This window comes from Luteococcus sp. H91 (genome assembly GCF_038433135.1).
Taxonomy (GTDB): Bacteria; Actinomycetota; Actinomycetes; order Propionibacteriales; family Propionibacteriaceae; genus Luteococcus.
The window spans coordinates 76,744-95,542 of record NZ_JBCDMV010000004.1 but is presented as its reverse complement, the minus strand read 5'-3'; the positions used below and the strand labels follow the sequence as shown (position 1 = coordinate 95,542).

15 protein-coding genes are annotated in these 18,799 nt (G+C 69.9%); 9 read left to right on the top strand and 6 right to left on the bottom strand.

All coding sequences use genetic code 11. The features are described from left to right. The first annotated feature begins 14 nt into the window (after positions 1 to 14). A complete protein-coding gene (locus AAEX57_RS03605) occupies positions 15 to 707 on the top strand; it encodes a transaldolase family protein (protein ID WP_342091121.1) in 693 nt (230 codons plus the stop codon). Positions 708 to 901: 194 nt separating this feature from the next. On the opposite strand, the gene AAEX57_RS03600 is transcribed toward AAEX57_RS03605, so the two are convergent. After that, a complete protein-coding gene (locus AAEX57_RS03600) occupies positions 902 to 1,213 on the bottom strand; it encodes an AzlD domain-containing protein (protein ID WP_342091122.1) in 312 nt (103 codons plus the stop codon). Further along, the gene (locus AAEX57_RS03595; protein WP_342091123.1) at positions 1,210 to 1,872 is read right to left on the bottom strand and encodes an AzlC family ABC transporter permease; all 663 of its coding nucleotides are present in this window, start codon (positions 1,870 to 1,872) and stop codon (positions 1,210 to 1,212) included. The genes AAEX57_RS03600 and AAEX57_RS03595 overlap by 4 nt, the downstream gene beginning before the upstream one ends. Before the next feature lie 127 nt (positions 1,873 to 1,999). Here AAEX57_RS03595 and AAEX57_RS03590 point away from each other — a divergent pair, with 127 nt between their 5' ends. Then, positions 2,000 to 2,893 carry a bifunctional riboflavin kinase/FAD synthetase gene (locus AAEX57_RS03590; protein ID WP_342091124.1) on the top strand — a complete coding sequence of 298 codons (894 nt, stop codon included), beginning with the start codon at positions 2,000 to 2,002 and terminating at the stop codon, positions 2,891 to 2,893. Positions 2,894 to 2,938: 45 nt separating this feature from the next. On the opposite strand, the gene AAEX57_RS03585 is transcribed toward AAEX57_RS03590, so the two are convergent. Beyond that, positions 2,939 to 3,424, bottom strand: coding sequence for a GNAT family N-acetyltransferase (locus AAEX57_RS03585; RefSeq protein ID WP_342091125.1), 486 nt, complete (start codon positions 3,422 to 3,424; stop codon positions 2,939 to 2,941). Between the two features lie 268 nt (positions 3,425 to 3,692). On the opposite strand from AAEX57_RS03585, the gene rpsO reads away from it, so the two are divergent. From rpsO to AAEX57_RS03560, 5 genes are all read left to right on the top strand, one after another. After that, on the top strand, positions 3,693 to 3,956 hold the full coding sequence (gene rpsO / locus AAEX57_RS03580) for a 30S ribosomal protein S15 (protein ID WP_342091126.1): 264 nt from the start codon (positions 3,693 to 3,695) through the stop codon (positions 3,954 to 3,956). Positions 3,957 to 4,299: 343 nt separating this feature from the next. Then, the gene (locus tag AAEX57_RS03575; protein ID WP_342091127.1) at positions 4,300 to 6,513 is read left to right on the top strand and encodes a polyribonucleotide nucleotidyltransferase; all 2,214 of its coding nucleotides are present in this window, start codon (positions 4,300 to 4,302) and stop codon (positions 6,511 to 6,513) included. Positions 6,514 to 6,637: 124 nt separating this feature from the next. Then, positions 6,638 to 7,906 (top strand): M16 family metallopeptidase, encoded by a 1,269-nt coding sequence (locus AAEX57_RS03570; protein ID WP_342091128.1) that lies wholly within the window; start codon positions 6,638 to 6,640, stop codon positions 7,904 to 7,906. An 81-nt stretch (positions 7,907 to 7,987) separates the two neighbouring features. Further along, positions 7,988 to 11,881, top strand: coding sequence for a Pls/PosA family non-ribosomal peptide synthetase (locus AAEX57_RS03565; protein WP_342091129.1), 3,894 nt, complete (start codon positions 7,988 to 7,990; stop codon positions 11,879 to 11,881). Between the two features lie 44 nt (positions 11,882 to 11,925). After that, positions 11,926 to 13,242 (top strand): M1 family metallopeptidase, encoded by a 1,317-nt coding sequence (locus tag AAEX57_RS03560; RefSeq protein WP_342091130.1) that lies wholly within the window; start codon positions 11,926 to 11,928, stop codon positions 13,240 to 13,242. On the opposite strand, the gene AAEX57_RS03555 is transcribed toward AAEX57_RS03560, so the two are convergent. Both AAEX57_RS03555 and pulA read right to left on the bottom strand, forming a co-directional pair. Continuing rightward, positions 13,202 to 13,816 (bottom strand): 4'-phosphopantetheinyl transferase family protein, encoded by a 615-nt coding sequence (locus AAEX57_RS03555; RefSeq protein WP_342091131.1) that lies wholly within the window; start codon positions 13,814 to 13,816, stop codon positions 13,202 to 13,204. The two genes, AAEX57_RS03560 and AAEX57_RS03555, sit on opposite strands and share 41 nt — an antisense overlap. Then, positions 13,813 to 16,554 (bottom strand): pullulanase-type alpha-1,6-glucosidase, encoded by a 2,742-nt coding sequence (gene pulA, locus AAEX57_RS03550; RefSeq protein ID WP_342091132.1) that lies wholly within the window; start codon positions 16,552 to 16,554, stop codon positions 13,813 to 13,815. The genes AAEX57_RS03555 and pulA overlap by 4 nt, the downstream gene beginning before the upstream one ends. A gap of 93 nt (positions 16,555 to 16,647) precedes the next feature. Between pulA and dapB the strand changes: the two genes are divergently transcribed. Together dapB and AAEX57_RS03540 are read left to right on the top strand one after the other, a co-directional pair. Next, the gene (dapB, locus tag AAEX57_RS03545) at positions 16,648 to 17,388 is read left to right on the top strand and encodes a 4-hydroxy-tetrahydrodipicolinate reductase (RefSeq protein ID WP_342091133.1); all 741 of its coding nucleotides are present in this window, start codon (positions 16,648 to 16,650) and stop codon (positions 17,386 to 17,388) included. Continuing rightward, positions 17,385 to 18,071: an LmeA family phospholipid-binding protein gene (locus tag AAEX57_RS03540; protein ID WP_342091134.1), complete on the top strand. Its 687-nt coding sequence runs from the start codon at positions 17,385 to 17,387 to the stop codon at positions 18,069 to 18,071. Before dapB ends, AAEX57_RS03540 begins: the two co-directional genes overlap by 4 nt. Before the next feature lie 13 nt (positions 18,072 to 18,084). On the opposite strand, the gene AAEX57_RS03535 is transcribed toward AAEX57_RS03540, so the two are convergent. After that, positions 18,085 to 18,678: a GNAT family N-acetyltransferase gene (locus AAEX57_RS03535; RefSeq protein WP_342091135.1), complete on the bottom strand. Its 594-nt coding sequence runs from the start codon at positions 18,676 to 18,678 to the stop codon at positions 18,085 to 18,087. Between the last annotated feature and the right edge of the window lie 121 nt (positions 18,679 to 18,799).

Genomic DNA, 18,799 nt, shown 5'->3' with positions numbered 1-18,799 from the left:
AGGAAGGAACCCACATGCCCAGCGACACCCTTGCGGGCCAGCCGGTGCCGATCCGGATCCTGGTGGATTCGGCCATCCGCGCCGAGGCCGAGCCATGGCTGGCCACGGGAATCGCCCACGGCGTCACCACCAACCCCACCCTGCTCAAGCGCGCCGGTCTTGGCCTGGCCGACCTGCCCGAGGTGGCCCGCTGGGCAGGCGGTGACGGTGAGCGTGAGGTCTGCTTCCAGACCTGGGGCGAGACCGTCGAGGAACAGTATGCGTCGGCCATGCGCCTTCGGGAACTGGCTCCGACGGCCACCATGAAGGTTCCGGTGACCCCGGTGGGGGCCACGGTGATCAGCAGGCTGCACGCCCAGGGTGTGCCCGTGCTGATGACCGCCGTGTATTCCGCCAAGCAGGTGAGCGTCGCCTCCGCCCTGGGAGTGCGCTACCTGGCGCCCTATTTCAACCGGATGAACCTGGCCGGTCGCGATGCGTTGGCCGAGATCCGGGCGATGACTCAGGCCGTGCCGCAGGACGGCGGCGGCCCGCTGGTGATGGCGGCCTCGGTGAAGAGCGCCGAGCAGGTGATGCAGCTGGTCGGGGTCGGGGTGCGGGTCTTCACGCTGCCGCCGTCGGTGATCGCCGAGCTGTTCGACGACGAGCTGACCTGTCGGGCCGTGCTGGACTTCGAGGCGGACATGGCCGAGGTGCGGCGGGCCTGACGACGGGTGGACACCCCACCCTGCGCGCCGAAGGTGCGGCCTGCGGCTCGAGCCGTCGCCTTGCGGGCCCAACCGTCGGCTTGCGAGGGAAATAACCATCGGAGGGCGACCGTCCATTGAGCAGGGCAACTGTCCAATAAGCAGGGCGACCGGCCGACGAGCAGGGCGACCGGCCGACGAGCAGGGTGGGTGGCTCAGGCCATGCCCGCCAGCCGGGCCAGGGCGGCGGCGACGGCACCCAACAGCACCACCACCAGGTAGGGAGCCCCACGCCACAGCGCGGCGGCGGCCACCGCCAGGGCCACCAGCCGGGCGTCGAGCACCAGCTGCTGCCCGGAACCCACCGCGTTCAGCATCACCAGCGAGCTCAGCAGGCCGATGGTCATCGCGGACGTGAGCTGCATCACCCGCGGCCGCTCCACCCACTCGGTGGGCAGCAGGTAGCCCACCAACTTGGTGGCAAAGGCGATCAGGCTGGCCGCCAGCACCCATCCCCACAGGCTCATCGCGCGCCCCGTCGTCCCAGCCACACCGACGTCCCGGCGGCGACGGCGGCCGCTACCAGCAACGGCAGACCGGGGACCAGCACCGGCACCAGCAGCAGGGTCACGAAGGCGGCCGCCACCCCGATCGCCACCGTGTCCCGGTTGTGCAGCCGAGGCCACAGCAAACCCAGGAAGGCGGCCACGGCGGCGCCGTCCAGCCCCCACGCCTTCGGGTCGCCCAGCGCATTGCCCAGTAGTGCACCCACCAGGGTGAACAGGTTCCACAGGGCGAAGACGCCCAGCCCGGCGGTCCAGAAACCGCGGTGCTGTTCCTCGTAGGAATCCTGACCGACGGCGGTGGCCACCGACTCGTCGATGGTGACGTGCGCGTGCAGCAGCTTCAGCGGCCCGGTGGGGTGGAAGACGGCATTCATCTGCGCACCGTAGATCAAGTTGCGCAGGCCCAGCAGGCTGGCGGAGACCAGCGCCGCCGCCCCACCGCCGGCAATCGCGCCGACGAAGGCGAATTGCGACCCACCGGTGAACATCACCGCGCTGAGCGCCTGGCTCTGCAGCACCGAGAGCCCCGCGGCCGTGCTCAGCGCGCCGAAGGAGATTCCGTACAGGCCGGTGGCCACCGAGACCGACAGGCCCATCCGGATTGCTGGTGTGATCTGCATGGTGCGCTCGATGCTAGGGCCGCGGGGTGCGCGGACATGACCGAGTCCGGTGCGCGAACTAGACTCACGTCCCGGTGCCACCGAGTGCGTGGCGCAGACAGTCGTGCAGGGACAGGGGCAGTGACCGGTGAGCAAGTCCGTAGTGGTGATCGGCAATTTCGACGGCGTGCATTCCGGTCACGTGGAGGTGCTGCGGCACGCCCAGTCGCTGGCGCCAGACCAGCCCGTCGTCGTGGTCACCTTCTGGCCGCATCCGATGCAGGTCCTGCGGCCGGAGAAGGCACCCCAGCTGTTGACCGGGCTGAATGACCGGATCCGACTGCTGAAGCAGGCCGGCGCGGCGGAGGTGCGGGTGGTGCAGTTCACCCGCGACGTCTCCACCTGGAGCCCCGAGGAATTCGTCGCCCGGGTGGTTGCGCCGCTGGATCCGTCGCACGTGGTGGTGGGGGAGAACTTCCGCTTCGGCTACCGCGCCAGCGGCACCGTCGCAACCCTGCGGCAGTTGGGGGAGGGCAGCTTCGTCGTCGACGCGATGCCGCTGGTGCAGGTGGACGGCGAATCCACCTGTTCGACGCTGGTGCGCACCGCACTGGACAGCGGCGACGTGGAACTGGCCGCCAAGCACCTGGGCCGGATGTTCCGGGTGCAGGGCGTGGTGGTGATGGGCGACCAGCGCGGCCGTGACCTGGGATTCCCGACGGCCAACCTGCCCGTGCCGCCGGGGATGGCGGTGCCCGCCGACGGCGTCTATGCCGGTTGGCTCACTCGGCTGGACGACGGCTCCCAGCCGATGCCGGCCGCGATCTCCGTCGGATCCAATCCCACCTTCCAGGGCCTGGAGCGACGGGTGGAAACCTATGTGCTGGACCGGACCGATCTGGAGCTCTACGGCGTGGAGATCGCCGTCGACTTCGTCGCCCGGCTGCGCGGCCAGATCACCTTCACCGGCATTGAGGGCCTGGTGGTGCAGATGAATGCCGACGTGCAACGCACCCGCGAAGTCCTGGGCCTCGTCCCTTGAGCCGAGCCTGTTGAGGGGGTCTTTGAGGGGGTCGTCCCCCTCAACTCAGGAATACGCCTGCAGGCTCTTGCTGTAGATGGCGTAGTGGTTGCTGACCTGGTCGGGGTCCGCGACGACGTGCGTCGACGGGTTCTCGATGAACAGGTGGTCACCGGTGGGGGCGTAGCCCAGCTGCAGGAAGAGCGAGATGGCCTTGGCATTGTCCGGGGCCACCGAGAGGAAGACCTCCTTGTAGCCGGCTTCGCGGGCCTGACCCTCCAGCCAGGTCCACAGGGTCTGGCCGGCGCCCAGGCGACGGTGCTCGGGGTAGATCCAGAGGTTCTTCACCTCGGGCTGCAGATCCTCGTCGATGAAGTCCAGGAAGCCACTGCCAACGATCTGGCCCTCGTACTCGGCCACGGCAAGCACCCCGGTGCCATCCTGCATCTCCTGGAAGCGCTGACCCACCAGATCGACCTCCGGGCGGGGCTGGTGCTGACGCAGGTTCTCCAGGTCGCGCTCCTCGGCGCGACGGGCGGTGACGTTGCTCATGGCTGACTCCTCTTGGTGCAGTCGTAGACAGGCCCAACCCTAGTCGGCAGCGGGCTCCGTGGGCATCAGTCCACGGTCTGGTACATCCGTGCCCGCAGGTGCCTGGGCGCGGGGCGGGTCTGCGTCGTGCTGCTGGTCGATTGGGTGGTCCAGGGCGTCGGCTGTTATCGTTGACCGTTGCCGTTTGATCGGCCGCGGCCCACAAAGAGCTCCCACTGCACCGGCACGGGGGCGCCGCGCAACGGGAAACCGAGAGGAGAGCATCGTCATGGACGCTGCCACCAAGAAGAAGATCATCGAAGAGTACGCGACCGCCCCCGGCGACACCGGCTCTCCCGACGTGCAGATCGCGCTGCTCAGCAAGCGGATCTCCCACCTGACCGAGCACCTCAAGGAGCACAAGGGCGACCACCACAGCCGTCGTGGCCTGATGCTGATGGTCGGCCAGCGCCGCCGTCTGCTCAACTACGTCATGAAGAATGACGTCGAGCACTACCGTGAGCTCATCAAGCGTCTGGGTCTGCGTCGCTGATCGCAGCCCAGGACTGAGGGGGAGTGGCCTTCGTGGCCGCTCCCCTTCGTCACATCCGGCGCCGGACGGTGCGGGACTCCTCGACAGGCTCGGGGATCGTGGTTCCGTGGGCATTCCCGGCTAGGCTGGGCCACAGCACAACTGAACAACCAAGCACCACGTATTTCGCGGAACACCCAGACCGTCGGTCATCGTCGTCTGGTCCTCGGTAGTGGTTCTCGGGTCGGGCGTCCATGTCGACGCCGTCGCCCCGCGAGCCTCGATCGAAGACCGGCAACAGCCGGCCGGCAGCACGAGGCTGCCACTGGTGTGGGTGCGTCCGCGCCAAGAGAAAGGAGTCCCCATGGAGGGACCCGATGTGAAGTTCACCGAAGCCGTCATTGACAACGGCACCTATGGCAAGCACACCGTTCGTTTCGAGGCCGGGCTGCTGGCCCAGCAGGCCGACGGCGCCGCCGCGGTCTACCTCAACGGCGACACCATGCTGCTGAGCGCCACGACCGCCCAGAAGACCCCCCGCGACTCGATCGACTTCTTCCCGTTGACGGTGGACGTCGAGGAGCGGATGTACGCCGCCGGCCGCATTCCCGGCAGCTTCTTCCGTCGCGAGGGGCGCCCGAGCGAGGGCGCCATCCTGGCCGCCCGCCTGACCGACCGCCCGCTGCGCCCGTCCTTCGTGAAGGGCCTGCGCAATGAGGTCCAGGTCGTCGTGACCGTCATGGCCCTCAACCCCGAGGTCTTCTACGACGTGCTGACGATCAACGCCGCGTCGATGAGCACCCAGATCGCCGGCCTGCCGTTCAGCGGCCCGATCGGTGGCGTGCGGATCGCCCTGATCGACGACCAGTGGGTCTGCTTCCCGACCGTCGCGCAGATGCAGGACGCCACCTTCGCCATGGCCGTTGCCGGCCGGGTGCTGGAGGACGGCGACGTCGCCATCATGATGGTGGAGGCCGGCGGCACCGAGGCCACCTGGGAACTGGTGCGCTCCGGCAAGACCGCTCCCACCGAGGAGGTTGTCGCCCAGGGCCTGGAGGCCGCCAAGCCCTTCATCAAGGCGCTGTGCGATGCCCAGGCCGAGCTGGCCAGCCAGCTGCCCAAGGAGACCTTCGACTTCCCGGTCTTCGCCGAGTACACCGACGCCGCCTGGGAGGCCGTGCAGTCCGTCAAGGACGAGCTGGCCCAAGCCATGACCATCGCCGGCAAGCAGGAGCGCGACGACGCCACCCACGGTCTGCGCCAGCGGGTGACCGAGGAGCACGAGGAGCTCGAGCCCACCGACGTCTCGGCCGCCTTCAAGGCCCTGACCAAGAAGATCGTGCGGCACCGCACCCTCACCGAGCAGGTCCGGATCGACGGCCGTGGCGTGCGGGACATCCGCACCCTGTCCGCCGAGGTCGGCGTGATCCCGCGCGTGCACGGTTCCGCACTCTTCCAGCGTGGCGAGACCCAGATCCTGGGCGTCTCCACCCTGAACATGTTGGACATGGAGCAGAAGCTGGACACTCTGAATCCGGAGACCACCAAGCGCTACATGCACAACTACAACTTCCCGCCCTACTCCACCGGTGAGACCGGCCGGGTGGGTTCCCCCAAGCGTCGTGAGATCGGCCACGGAGCGCTCGCCGAGCGCGCCCTGGTGCCGGTGATCCCGCCGCGCGAGGAATTCCCCTACGCCATCCGCCAGGTGAGCGAGGCGCTGGGCTCCAACGGCTCCACGTCGATGGGCTCCGTCTGCGCCTCCACCATGAGCCTGCTGAACGCCGGTGTGCCGCTGAAGGCCCCCGTCGCCGGCATCGCCATGGGCCTGATGAGCGAGGAGATCGACGGCGAGACCAAGTACGTCGCGCTGACCGACATCCTGGGTGCGGAGGACGCGCTGGGTGACATGGACTTCAAGGTCACCGGCACCAGCGAGTTCGTCACCGCCCTGCAGCTGGACACCAAGCTGAAGGGCATCCCGGCCGACGTGCTGGCCGGTGCCCTGCTGCAGGCCCGCGAGGCCCGCCACACCCTGCTGGAGGTCATGGGCGAGGCCATCGACGGCCCCGACGAGATGAACCCCTACGCCCCGCGGATCATCACGGTGAAGATCCCCGTCGACAAGATCGGCGAGGTCATCGGCCCGAAGGGCAAGATGATCAACCAGATGCAGGACGAGACCGGCGCCAACATCTCGATCGAGGACGACGGCACCATCTACATCGGTGCCGACAATGGCGAGGCCGCCGAGGCCGCGCGCAGCATGATCAACTCGATCGCGAACCCGACCATGCCGGAGAAGGGCGAGCGGTACCTGGGTACCGTCGTCAAGCTCACCGCCTTCGGTGCCTTCGTCAGCCTGCTGCCCGGCAAGGACGGCCTGCTGCACATCTCCAAGCTGAAGCCGCTGAACAACAACCAGCGTGTCGAGGCCGTCGAGGACGTGCTGAGCGTCGGCCAGAAGCTGCAGGTGGAGATCAACGAGGTGGACGAGCGCGGCAAGCTCTCGCTGATCCCCGTCGTCGAGGAGCAGGCCACCGAGGCTCCCGCCGAGGACGCCCCGGCCGCCGAGTGACCTCACCCGTCGTCTGACACGGACACACGGCCACGCCACCCACCGGGGTGGCGTGGCCGTGATCCTTTCCCGTCAGCGACCACCACGGGGGTCAAACGGCCCAACAGCATCCAGAGGAAACCCCATGAACCCGATTCGTCGCAGCACCCTGGCCAACGGCCTGCGGGTGGTCACCGAGCATGTCCCCGGGGCCAAGGCCTTCAACGTCGGTATCTTCGTCGGCGTCGGCTCGCGCGACGAAGAGCCCGGCGAACACGGGTGCAGCCACTTCCTGGAGCACGTGTTGTTCAAGGGCACGCCCACCCGCGACGCTGAACAGATCTCCGCAGAGATCGAGCGCTTCGGCGGTGACCTGAATGCCTACACCACCCGCGAGTACACCTGCTTCCATGCCCGGGTGTTGCAGAGCCAGGCGTCGGTCGCGGTGGACGTGCTGACCGACATCCTGGCCAACTCCCTGATCCGCCCCGGTGACGTCGGCACCGAACGTGATGTGATCCTGGATGAGATCGCCATGCACGACGACGACCCGGGTGAGGTGGCGATCGAGGGCGCCATCGCGGCCCTCTTTGCCGGCACCAGGCTGGGGCCGACGGTGATCGGGTCAGCCACCTCGATTCGTCGGATGCCCACGGCGCGGATCGTCGACTACTGGCGTCGGCACTACACCAGTGACCGAATGGTGGTCTCGGCCGTGGGGGACCTGGATCATGACGAGTTGTGTACCCGGCTGGCGGCCTTCGACGCCGACCTGGCGCCGCGGGGTACCGGCGCCGTCTCCCGACCGGCTTCCAGCCCCGGCAGCACGGCGGGGGTTCGGCGGCGCACCACCGAGCTGGCCCAGACGTCGTTCGTGCTGGCCTTCCCCGCCTTCGGGGTGCTGGACCCGCGACGGGAAGCCTTGGCCCTGCTGGCCGTGGCGCTGGGCGGAGGGATGAGTTCGCGGCTCTTCCAGGAGGTGCGGGAGCGGCGTGCGCTGGCCTACACAATCGACTGCAGCGAGGCGGCCTGGCAGGACACCGGGCTGCTGACCATCGACTGGCAGGCGCTTCCCGAACGCACCGGCGAGATCCTGGACGTGGTCCGGCGGATAGTCCGCGACGTTCGGGAGCACGGGATCACCGCCGATGAGCTGGACGCGGCCAAGGGGCAGTTGGTGGGGCAGAGCATCCTGCACTACGAGAACCCCAGCTCCCGAATGAGCCGGCTGGGCAGTGCGGAGTTGGCCGGGGACCTGCGTCCGGTGGATGCGGTGCTGGCGACCTACCGTGCGGCAACGCTGGATGCGGTCAATTCCGTGGCTCGTGAGGTGCTGAACCGGGTGCCCACTGCCAGCATGGCGGGCGCGCCAGGGCCACGGACTGCGGTCTTGCGGATGCAGCGCGGCTGGTGAGTGGTGGCGGCCATTGGCCGTTGTCCCGATGCTTGGCATGTCGCCCGGCATCGTTCACCTTGACTGGGCATACTCCGCTTGGTGAGCCTTGCAGAACCCGCACCATCCGTCCCCTCGTCACTGACCCGTGGTGCCCAGGCGCCCAGCGCCCGAACCCTGGTGGACGTCTTCCTCCAGATCGTCGACGAGTGCGGTGACCAGCCCGCGCTGGATGCCGGCGGACAGCAGCTCACCTACGACGAATTCCACGAGACCGCCAGTGACCTGGCCGCACAGCTGGCCGGGCTCGGCATCGGTCGGGGTGACAAGGTGGGGGTCCGGGTGCCGTCGGGCACCGCCGACCTGTACGTCGCCATCATGGGGATCCTGCTGGCTGGCGCCGCCTACGTGCCCGTCGACGCCGATGACCCGGACGAGCGGGCCCGCACCGTCTTCGAGGAGTCCGCGGCCGCCGCGGTGATCGGCACCGACCTGGTGGTCAGCAGCCGGCTGGGCACCCCGCGGGAGCCGATGGATGCCGAGACGCCCCGGTTGGGCGACGACTGCTGGGTGATCTTCACCTCCGGCTCCACCGGCAAGCCCAAGGGGGTGGCGGTCAGCCATCGCAGCGCCGCCGCCTTCGTCGACGCCGAATCCCGGCTCTTCCTGCAGGGTCAGGAGATCGGCCCGGGGGATCGGGTGATGGCCGGGCTGAGCGTCGCCTTCGACGCCAGCTGCGAAGAGATGTGGCTGGCCTGGGCGCATGGCGCCTGCCTGGTGCCCGCCCCGCGCAGCCTGGTCAAGTCGGGGGTGGATCTGGGGCCCTGGCTGATTGCCAACCAGATCAGCGTCGTCTCCACCGTGCCGACGCTGGTCAGCCTGTGGCCCGCCGACGCACTCGACCGGGTACGGCTGCTGATCGTCGGCGGCGAGGCCTGTCCGCCCGAGCTGGGCGCCCGTTTCGCCACCCCCACCCGGGAGGTGTGGAACACCTACGGCCCCACCGAGGCCACCGTCGTCGCCTGCGCCGCGCAGCTGGACGGCACGCCGCCGGTGCGGATTGGCCTGCCGCTGGACGGTTGGGACCTGGCCGTGGTGGATGCCGACGGCAACCCGGTGCCCGAGGGCGAACAGGGGGAATTGATCATCGGCGGCGTCGGTCTGGCCCGCTACCTGGACCCGGCCAAGGACGCCGAGAAGTACGCCCCGATGCCCACCCTGGGCTGGGAACGCGCCTACCGCTCCGGTGACGTGGTGGTCAACGACCCCACCGGGCTGCTCTTCCGTGGCCGCGCCGATGACCAGGTGAAGGTGGGCGGCCGTCGGATCGAGCTGGGGGAGATCGACTCCGCCCTGCTGCAACTGCCCGGCGTGCGAGGTGCCGCCGCCGCGGTCCGCAAGACCGCCAGCGGCAATGCGTTGATCGTCGGCTACCTCACCGTCGACGAGGGTTTCGACCAGGCGGCCAGCCTGGCCCGCCTGCGCGCCGACATGCCCGCCGCGCTGGTGCCCCGGTTGGCCGTCGTCGATGACCTGCCCACCCGCACCAGCGGCAAGATCGACCGCGACGCCCTGCCCTGGCCGCTGCCGGAGAGCGACACCGACGACTCGGCCCTGACCGAGACCGGCCGCTGGGTGGCCGAGATCTGGCGCGATGTGCTGGGCAGTCGCCCCACCGCCCCGGACGAGGACTTCTTCGCGCTCGGTGGCGGATCGCTGACCGCGGCGCAGATTGTCGCCCGGGTGCGCCAGCAGCACCCCACCGCCACCGTCGCCGATGTCTACGAGCACCCCACCGTCGGCGGCTTCGCGGACTGGCTGGAGACGCTGACCGCCCCGTCCGGACGGCTGAACGAGCCGGTCCACCCGGTACCGCACAAGACCCAGACCGGGCAGCTGCTGGCCCTGCTGGGGCTGCGCACCATCAGCGCGCTGCGCTGGCTCTTCTGGCTGGCGCTCGGGTGCCGGGTGGCCGGCCTGTTGGGCTGGGAGCTGCCGGTGACCGCCCTGCCCGTGGCCCCGTGGTGGGTGCTGGGGCTGGCCTGGGTGCTGCTGGTCTTCCCGGCCGGCCGACTGGCGCTGAGCGCCCTGGCCTCGCGGATCATCCTGGCCGGTGTGCAGCCCGGCAGCTACCCGCGCGGCGGCAAGGTGCACCTGCGGCTGTGGCTGGCCGAACGGGTGGCCGACGAGTTGGGCGCCGGGATGATCGCCGGTGCCGGGCTGGTGCGCTGGTATGCCCGGATGCTGGGCTGCCGGGTGGGCCGCTATGTGGACCTGCACGCCATGCCGCCGGTCACCGGCCACCTCAACCTGGGCGACGGCTGCGCAATCGAGCCCGAGGTGGACCTGACCGGCCACTGGATCGACGGCGGCACCCTGCACCTGGGGCACGTCGAGGTGGGTGCCGACGCCCGGGTGGGCGCCCGCTCCACGCTGCTGGCCGGTGCGCGGATCGGCGTCGGGGCGGAGATCGCGCCCGGCTCGGCCGTCTTCGGCCAGGTGCCGGCGGGGGAGCGCTGGTCGGGCTCGCCCGCGGTGCGGATCGGTGAGGCCCGCGGCCCGTGGGAGGAACGTCCCCCGGCCCGGCCACTGTGGACCGGCCTGTACGCCCTGACCGCGGTCGGCATCTCCCTGCTGCCGATTGCCGCGGTGCTGGTGGGCGCCGCCGTGGCCTGGCCCGCGATGTCCGCCACCACCAGCCTGGCCGACGCGCTGCGCACCGCCGCCCGGTGGCTGCCGCTGGCCGGCCTGGCCGGTTACGCCAGCCTGATCGTGCTGGTCTGGGCCTGGGTGCGGCTCCTGGGTATCGGCCTGCGTGCCGGGCACCACGCCGTGCAGGGTCGTCAGGCGCTGCAGGCCTGGGCCACCATGCGGCTGATGGACGAGGCCCGCACCTGGCTCTTCCCGCTCTACGCCGGCGCCGCCACCACCTGGTGGCTGCGGGCGCTGGGGGCCGAGATCGGCAAGGACGCGGAGGCCTCCACGGTGCTGATGATCCCGTCGCTGACCAGCGTCGGGGCCGGGGCCTTCCTGGCCGACGACACCCTGATCGGTGGCTACGAGCTGGTGGGCGGCTGGCTGCGGGTGGATCGGGTGAAGATCGGCAAGGGCGCCTTCGTCGGCAATTCCGGCATGACCGCGCCCGGCCGCAAGGTGCCCAAGCGATCCCTGGTGGCGGTGCTCTCGGCCGCCCCGCGACGCAAGAAGGCCAAGGCCGGTTCCTCCTGGGTGGGTTCCCCGCCGGAGAAGCTGCGTCGGGTGAGCAACGACGTCGACGACTCCCGCACCTACGCCCCGCCGCGCAGCCTGCGGATCGCCCGCGGCCTGGTGGAGACCTGCCGGGTGTTGGCGCTGCTGGCCCATCTGGTGCTGCACCTGGCGGGCGCCGCGGTGATCTTCTGGCTGGCCCAGCGCTTCGGCTGGTGGCTGGCGGCGCTGGTCTCCGGCCTGGTGCTGCTGGCCGTCGGTGCCGTCGCGGTCGGGGTGGCGGTCGCGGCCAAATGGCTGCTGGTTGGGCGCTGGAAGCGTTCCGAACACCCGCTGTGGTCCGGCTTCGTCTGGCGCGGTGAGCTGGCCGACGCCTTCGTCGAGTCCGTGGCCGTGCCATGGCTGCTGCGTCACGTGCCGGGCACGCCCCTGCTGAACAGCTACTTCCGCTCGATGGGCGCCCGGATCGGCAAGGGCGTGTGGTGCGAGACCTACTGGCTGCCCGAACACGACCTGATCACCCTGGCCGACGGTGCCACCGTCAACCAGGGCTGCGTGGTGCAGACCCACCTCTTCCATGACCGGGTGCTGGCGATGGACTCGGTCACGCTGAATGCCGGCGCCACGCTGGGCCCCAATTCGGTGATCCTGCCCGCCTCCACCCTGGGGCGGCACGCCACCGTCGGGCCGGTCTCGCTGGTGATGCGCGGCGAGTCGGTGCCGGACAAGACCCGCTGGATCGGCAACCCGATCGGGCCGTGGGAGGACGAGGACGACGGCCACGTGTGACTAGTCTGGTCCCTGCCCCTCAACAGATCTAGGAGATTCCCCGCATGGCGACGCCCGATCCGTACCTGCCCGGGCACGGTGACACCCGCTACCGGGTGCGCCACTACGACCTGCGGTTGGACTACAAGGTGACCACCAACCGGCTGGACGAGGTGGCCCGACTGGAGCTGGTGATCACGGAGGCCACCGAGCGGATCGAGCTGGACCTCAGTGGCCTGCAGGTCTCCAAGCTGAGCGTCGACGGACGCAAGGCGCGCTTTCGGCAGCGCAACCGCAAGGTCGTCGTCGATCTGCCCGGGGCCCAGCCCGGCGACGAGCACAGCCTGCGGATCACCTGCGGCGGCAAGCCCCGTCCGGTTCCCGGAATCCACGGCGCGGCCGGCTGGGAGGAGCTCACGGACGGCGTGCTGGTGGGATCGCAACCCAATGGCGCGCCCAGCTGGTTCCCGTGCAATGACGACGCTGCCAACAAGGCCAGCTACCGGATCCAGCTGGATGTGGCCGCCAGCTACCACGTCGTCGCCAATGGCACCCTGACCGAGCACAGCCAGCACGGTGGCCAGACCCGCTGGGTCTACGAGATGGACCAGCCGATGGCGCCCTACCTGGCCACCGTGCAGATCGGCCGTTATGTGGCCGACCGGCGGGCCAGCGTGGTGCCGGTGGAGCTGGTGCACCCGGCCAACCTGGGCGTCGGGGCGGGCACCGCCTTTGAATTCCAGGCGGAGATGGTCAGCCATTTCTCCGAGCTCTTCGGGCCCTACCCCTTTGCCGAATACCGCGCGGTGGTGGCCGACGACGTGTTGGAGATCCCGCTGGAAGCCCAGGGGCTGAGCTCCTTTGGCCGCAACTTTGCCCAGCCCACCTGGGACAATGAGCGGCTGGTGGCGCACGAACTCTCCCACCAGTGGTTCGGCAACAGCGTCACCGCCCAGCAGCTGTGTGACATCTGGCTGCACGAGGGTTTTGCTTGTTATGCCGAATGGCTCTGGTCGGATCACTGCGCGGCCTCGGGGCGCACCCCCACCGTGCAGGAGCAGGCCCGGCGCCACCACGAGCAGCTGGCCCGCAAGAAGCAGGATCTGGTGCTCAGCGCCCCCGGCATGCCGGACATGTTCGACGACCGGGTCTACAAGCGCGGCGCGCTGACCCTGCACGCCGTGCGCTGCGTGCTGGGGGAGCGGGCCTTCTTCCAGATGCTGCGCTCCTGGGCCACCGAGAATGCGGGGGCCGTGGTCACCAGTCGGCAGTTCGTGACGCACTGCATGCAGTTCACCTCCGACGACGGATTCGACGTCGCCGCCACCCTGGACACCTGGCTCAACCAGCCGAGGCTGCCCGCCCTCCCCGTGCTCCGCTGAGGAAGCCCGCGCCGACGCCCCTACTGACGGCGACGGTGCACTGCCAGGCCGGGCCAAGATCCACGTCGCGCCACGCGACGTCGGGCAGGTCGGCCAGCGTGATGGTGCGCGGATCGGTGGCCAGGCCGGTCCCGCGCGCCTTGAGGACCGCTTCCTTGCGCACCCACACTGCAGTTCGCGCGACGGGCGTCCAGGGGCCGGTGGCACGCTCGTCGGGGTGCAGCACCAGCTCGTCGAAGCCGCCGAAGTCCGCGGCGCCCGCCGCCTCCACGTCGACGCCAACCGGGGCGTCGCGGCACAGGGCCACCACCGCCAGCTCGCCCGACCGATCCCGGCCGAGCGAGACGTGTACCGGCCCCGAGCCCACCAGTACGGGGCAGCCCAGCAGCACTGGCCGACCATGATCGCCACTGCCACACTGCGGGCAGGCATGGCCCAGCCGCAGCCGCCGGGCCTCTTCCGGCAGGAGTTCCAGCACCCGGGCGGCCAGGGCCAGCAGCAGGGCGTGGGCGTCGTCGGCCGGTCCGCTGCTCAGCCAGACCGGCACCGCGTCCAGCCGAATCGGCCGGCTCACGGCAGATGGTTGAAGACGGCCACGGTGCGGGCCGGCACCTCGAAGGCCTCCCCGTCGAAGTGGGCGCGCTGGATCACCGGGTAGACATCCTGCGGCTGCAGCGGGGAGACGACGAAGCGCTCCCCGGCCAGGGCGGGGATCTCCTGCCGGACGTCCTCGCCGCGGGAATTGAAGACCACCACCAGACCCTGCAGGTCCGGATCCACCCGGACCCCTTCCCGGTCGTCGATGTGCATGGTGACCACGCCCGGGCGCGCCGCATCGGTGCCGGACAAGGGGAAGTGCACCTTGGTGATGATCTGCTCGGTATTGCCCAGCCGGAACAGCCGCGACGAGCGGCGCACCTTGAGCAGCATGTGCGCCTGGTGCGCGGCGGCGGCCACCTGCGCCGCCGAGGGCTTGAGCGAACGGTCGCCCAGCAGCGGCTTGAGCCAGTGCCAGCGGGTCATGTTGTCGTCGGCGCTGGGCAGGCCGTGGCCAAAACCATTGTCCGTGCCGGTCCAGTCCAGCCGGTTGAACCAGTCACCGGAATTGAAGGAATTGCGATCCAGCGACTTGCTGCGCAGCAGGTCGGCGCCCGCATGCCAGAGGAAGGGGGCCTGCCCGAAGGTCACCGTCGCCAGGCAGAGCGTGTTCATCAGGATCCGCTGGTCCATCGGCAGGTCCTGCGGCAGCTTCATGGTCAGCGCATCCCACAGGGTCTCGTTGTCGTGCGCATCGACGTAGTTGATCACCTCGAAGGGCTCGGTGGCATAACCGGCCGGCCACCCGTTGTAGTCGATCTCGTCACCGCGGCGTCGCCGGCCATCGGTGCAGGGCAGTTCGTAGTCCCGCAGGTTGCCCACCAGCCCCAGCATCAGTAGGTCGGTGTCGTGCGCCAACTGGCGCTCCGGCTCCCGGTTGCCGGGGGCATGGTTCAGGTCGGTGGCCAGGCCGGAGCCGAAGCCCTGTCGCCGCGGATCCTCGTCAAAGGGACGCCCACCGCGCACCGCATCGCGCAGCCGGTCATTGAAGGTGCTGATCCGGGTGCCCTCCAGCTGGCCCTGGATGGCCTGGCGGAAGAGCGCATTGTCGGCCACCTCGCCGAAGTTCCAGCCCTCGCCGTAGAGGTAGACGCCGTGCCCGTCGATCCCGTCCTCGGCCAGGGTCAGCTCGTCCAGGGCGTCGCGTACCCGGGCCATGTTCTGCGCGCTGGAATGGCCCATCAGGTCAAAGCGGAAGCCGTCGACGTGGTAGTGCCGGGCCCAGCGCACCACCATGTCCACCATGATCTTCTCCGCCATCAATCGCTCGGTGGCCACATTGTTGCCGGCGGCCGAGCCCTGCGGATCACCGTTGCGGTCCAGCCGGTGGTGGTAGCCGGGCACGATCCGGTCCAGCACGCTGAACGGGCTCTGGCCCGACGCGCCGGTGTGGGTGAAGACCTGGTCCAGCACCACCCGTAGGCCCAGATTGTGCAGGGCGTGGACCATCTGGCGGAACTCGAAGACCCGGTGCACCCCGTCGGCGGCCTGGGGGGTGGAGGTGTACGAGCCCTCCGGGACACCCCAGTGGAAGGGGTCATAGCCCCAGTTGAAGGCGTCGTGGGCGGCCCCCCGGGCCACCAGTCGCTGCTGTTCGTGGCTGTCCGGCGGGTAGCTGGCCAGCTCGGCCCGCGACGGCTGGGGCTGCGGGTGCTTCTCCGGAATGCTGGTCACGTCGAAGCAGGGCAGCAGGTGCACGGTGTTCAGCCCGGCCCGGGCCAGCCGTCGCAGGTGCTGCGCCCCGTGGCCATCGACGCCGAAGGCCAGGTAGCTGCCGCGCAGCGGCTGCGGCACCAGCTGGTCACTCATGGAGAAGTCCCGCACGTGCAACTCGTAGACGGCGGCATCCACCAGGGTCACCAGCCGGGGCCCGAAGGAGCTGCTCCAGCCCTCGGGCAGCCACTGCGGATCGGCCAGGTCCACCAGCACCGAACGCTGCGAGTCGACGGTCAGGCCGGTGGAATAGGGATCGGTAACCACATTGGTCTCCAGCCGACGTGTGCTGGGGGAGTAGACCTGAACCTCGTACAGGTAGCGACCCCCGGTCATCTCCCGCCCCAGCCGGGCCTTCCACGTGCCATTGGCATTGCGCAGCATGGTGCGTCGCCGGGCGGTCTCCAGCGGGGGCGCCTCGCCCGCGTCGGGCGGCCAGCTCAGCAGCGTGACGCGCTGGGCGGTGGGCGCCCACACCCGCAGCGTGATCCGCTCGTCCTCGAAAACCGGGCCGAGCTGTTCGGTCTGGGCATTGCGGCCGTGCACCGCGTCCAGCACCGGGCCGATCTGCAGGCCGGTCAGGTCGGCCAGCGTTCCCTGGGAGCGACGGGCCACCAGCAGTTGACCGGTGAGCATCTCGGGCACGCTGCGGCGCCAGGGCACCGGCACCCGCAGCACGGTGTGGCCGGTGGCAAGGTCGGGGTGCAGCTCCTGTTGGCTCTCGTCGAGCCCTTCGTCGCGCATCGGAAGCTCGATGGTGACCAGATCGGGCGCGTGCAGGTGGCCATCGTGCAGGCGGATCTGCGCGGAGGAGGACCAGAGCAGCACCCACTGGGAGACGTCCTGCCCGCGCCAGGTGCGCCGGCCCCGGGAGGCGTCGTCCATGCTGCGCGGCACCACGATGGTGCGCTGGTCCACCCAGATGGCGCGGGCCCCCTGGATCTGCAGATTCGACAGGGTCGGCTGACTGACGTCGTCGCGCGCTTCGAAGAGGGGGGCCACGCCACGAGGATAGTGCCCAATGTTCATCTGGGTTTGCCACAATGACGGTGCACCGGGCTGGAACCACCGGCTCATTGACGACAGGGAGTGGACGTGACGCGAGTCGCAGTGTTTGGAGCCAATGGGCGAATGGGCGGCGAGGTGTGCCGCGCGGTGCAACTGACGCCCGGTCTTGAGCTGGTTGCCGCGGTCGATGTCGGTGATCCGCACGTCGAGGCGGAGAAGGCGGACGTGGTGGTGGACTTCACCCACCCCGATGCCGTGATGGACAACCTCAAGTGGTGCATCGACCACGACAAGCACGCCGTGGTGGGCACCACCGGCTTCACCCCCGAGCGACTGGAGACGCTGCGCGGGTGGCTCGCCGACAAGCCGGGGGTGGGCATCACCATCGCCTCCAACTTCTCGATCGGCGCCGTGCTGCTCATGCACTTCGCGAAGAAGGCGGCCGAGTACTACCCGAGCGTGGAGATCATCGAGCTGCACCACCCGCAGAAGGCCGACGCCCCCTCCGGCACCGCCGCCACCACGGCGCAGATGATCGCCGAGGGGCGGGCCGCCGCCGGGCTGGGCGAGGTGCCGGATGCCACCGAGATCGATCCAGACGGTGCCCGCGGCGCGACGGTGGACGGCATCCACGTGCACGCCGTGCGGCTGCAGGGCCTGATCGCCCACCAGGAGGTGCTCTTCGGCCAGGACGGCGAGACCCTCACCCTGCGGCACGACTCCATGAACCGCGCCTCCTACATGCCCGGCGTGATGATGGCCGTGCAGGCCGTCGAGGAGCATCCCGGCCTGACGATGGGCATCGAGGCGCTGCTGGGCCTGGAGTGATCCGGGCCCTGCGACGCCTGTTGGTCACGCTGCTGGTGCTCGGCGCCTGCCTGGCCGGGGTGGATGCCCTGGCCAGGTTCGTCGTACAGGATCAGGCGGCGTCCCGGCTGCAGCCCCATCTGGGCGCCAAGCCACAGGTCCGTGTTCACGGCTGGCCCTTCCTGCTGGTGCTGGCGACGCAGCGGCTGGACGGCGTCGAGCTGAGCCTGCCGCAGGCCCGGGTGGAGCTGGCGGGAAAACCCACCACCATCGACGAGCTGGTGGTGCGCGGTGACGATGTCTCCGGCGTCTTCGATCCCGGGACGGCGCGCGTCTCCAGCCTGGTGGCCAGCGCCCGGTTGAGCCATGCCCAGGCCTCCCGGATCTTTGGGGCGCGGGTCTCATCGGCGGGGCAGGGGCGGATCACCATCCGCTCCTCCACCCTGCCCGGGGCCCATGGCGACGTCACCGTCACCGGCCGCCCCGAGGTGGTTGCCGGGCGACTGGTGATCGGTGACCCGTCGGCCAGCGTCGACGGACAGACGGTCTCCGACCAGCAGGCCGTCGCCTACGCGGGGCAGGTCTCCGACCTGGTGGCCCTGCCCAACCACGTCGGGCTGAAGGTCAGCTCGTTGACCGTCGACGAGGCCGGGGTCCGGCTCGGGGTGAGCGGAACCGACCTCTCGGTGGCCAGACTGCGGTGAGACGCGCTCGTGCTCAGTCGACGGAGATGTCGGTGTGCAGCCGGATCTGCTTCACCCGGAGCACGCCGTCGGGGGTGCCCACCTCGCGGTGCGCACCGTCCGGGGCCCAACCGACCTCGGTCAGCCACTGGCGCAGCTCGTCGTCGGTGCTGCGCAGCCACCAGGTGGCGCGCTGGTAGCCGTCGGCCTGCATGGTGTTCACTGCGGCGTGCATCAGCCGGTCCTCGTGACCCTGGCCGGTCAACAGCGGATCCACACAGAATTCCGCGACCAGGGAGTCGGTCGGATCGGCGTCGGGATCATCGCTGGGGCCGATCGCGACGAAGCCGCACACCTTGGTGCGCTGCCGGGTGCTGCCCTGTTCGCTGCCCGGCTCGGCCTGGCCATAGGCCTGGGTGGCCACCAGCACCCGGAAGTGCGCCAGCGGCGGGCGGGTGATCGCCTGGTGCCAGACCTCGGCCATCTGGTCGGCGTCGATCTCGTCCAGGGCGCGCCGCTCCATCTCGTCGGCTGCCCAGACGCGACGCTGGATCTCGGCGATCTGCAGGGCCTCGGCCGGCATGGCGAGTCGGACGCTGGGGGCGGTGGGCGGTGTGGGGTCGGCCATGCCGACATCCTAGGTGGCATTCCCTTGGTGAAGTGAAAAAGCGCCCGCCGATGTGACTATCCAACTTGCGTCGTGGTGTGTGACAATGGGCTCAGGTTTGGGTTGCCCGATCCCCCGGCGG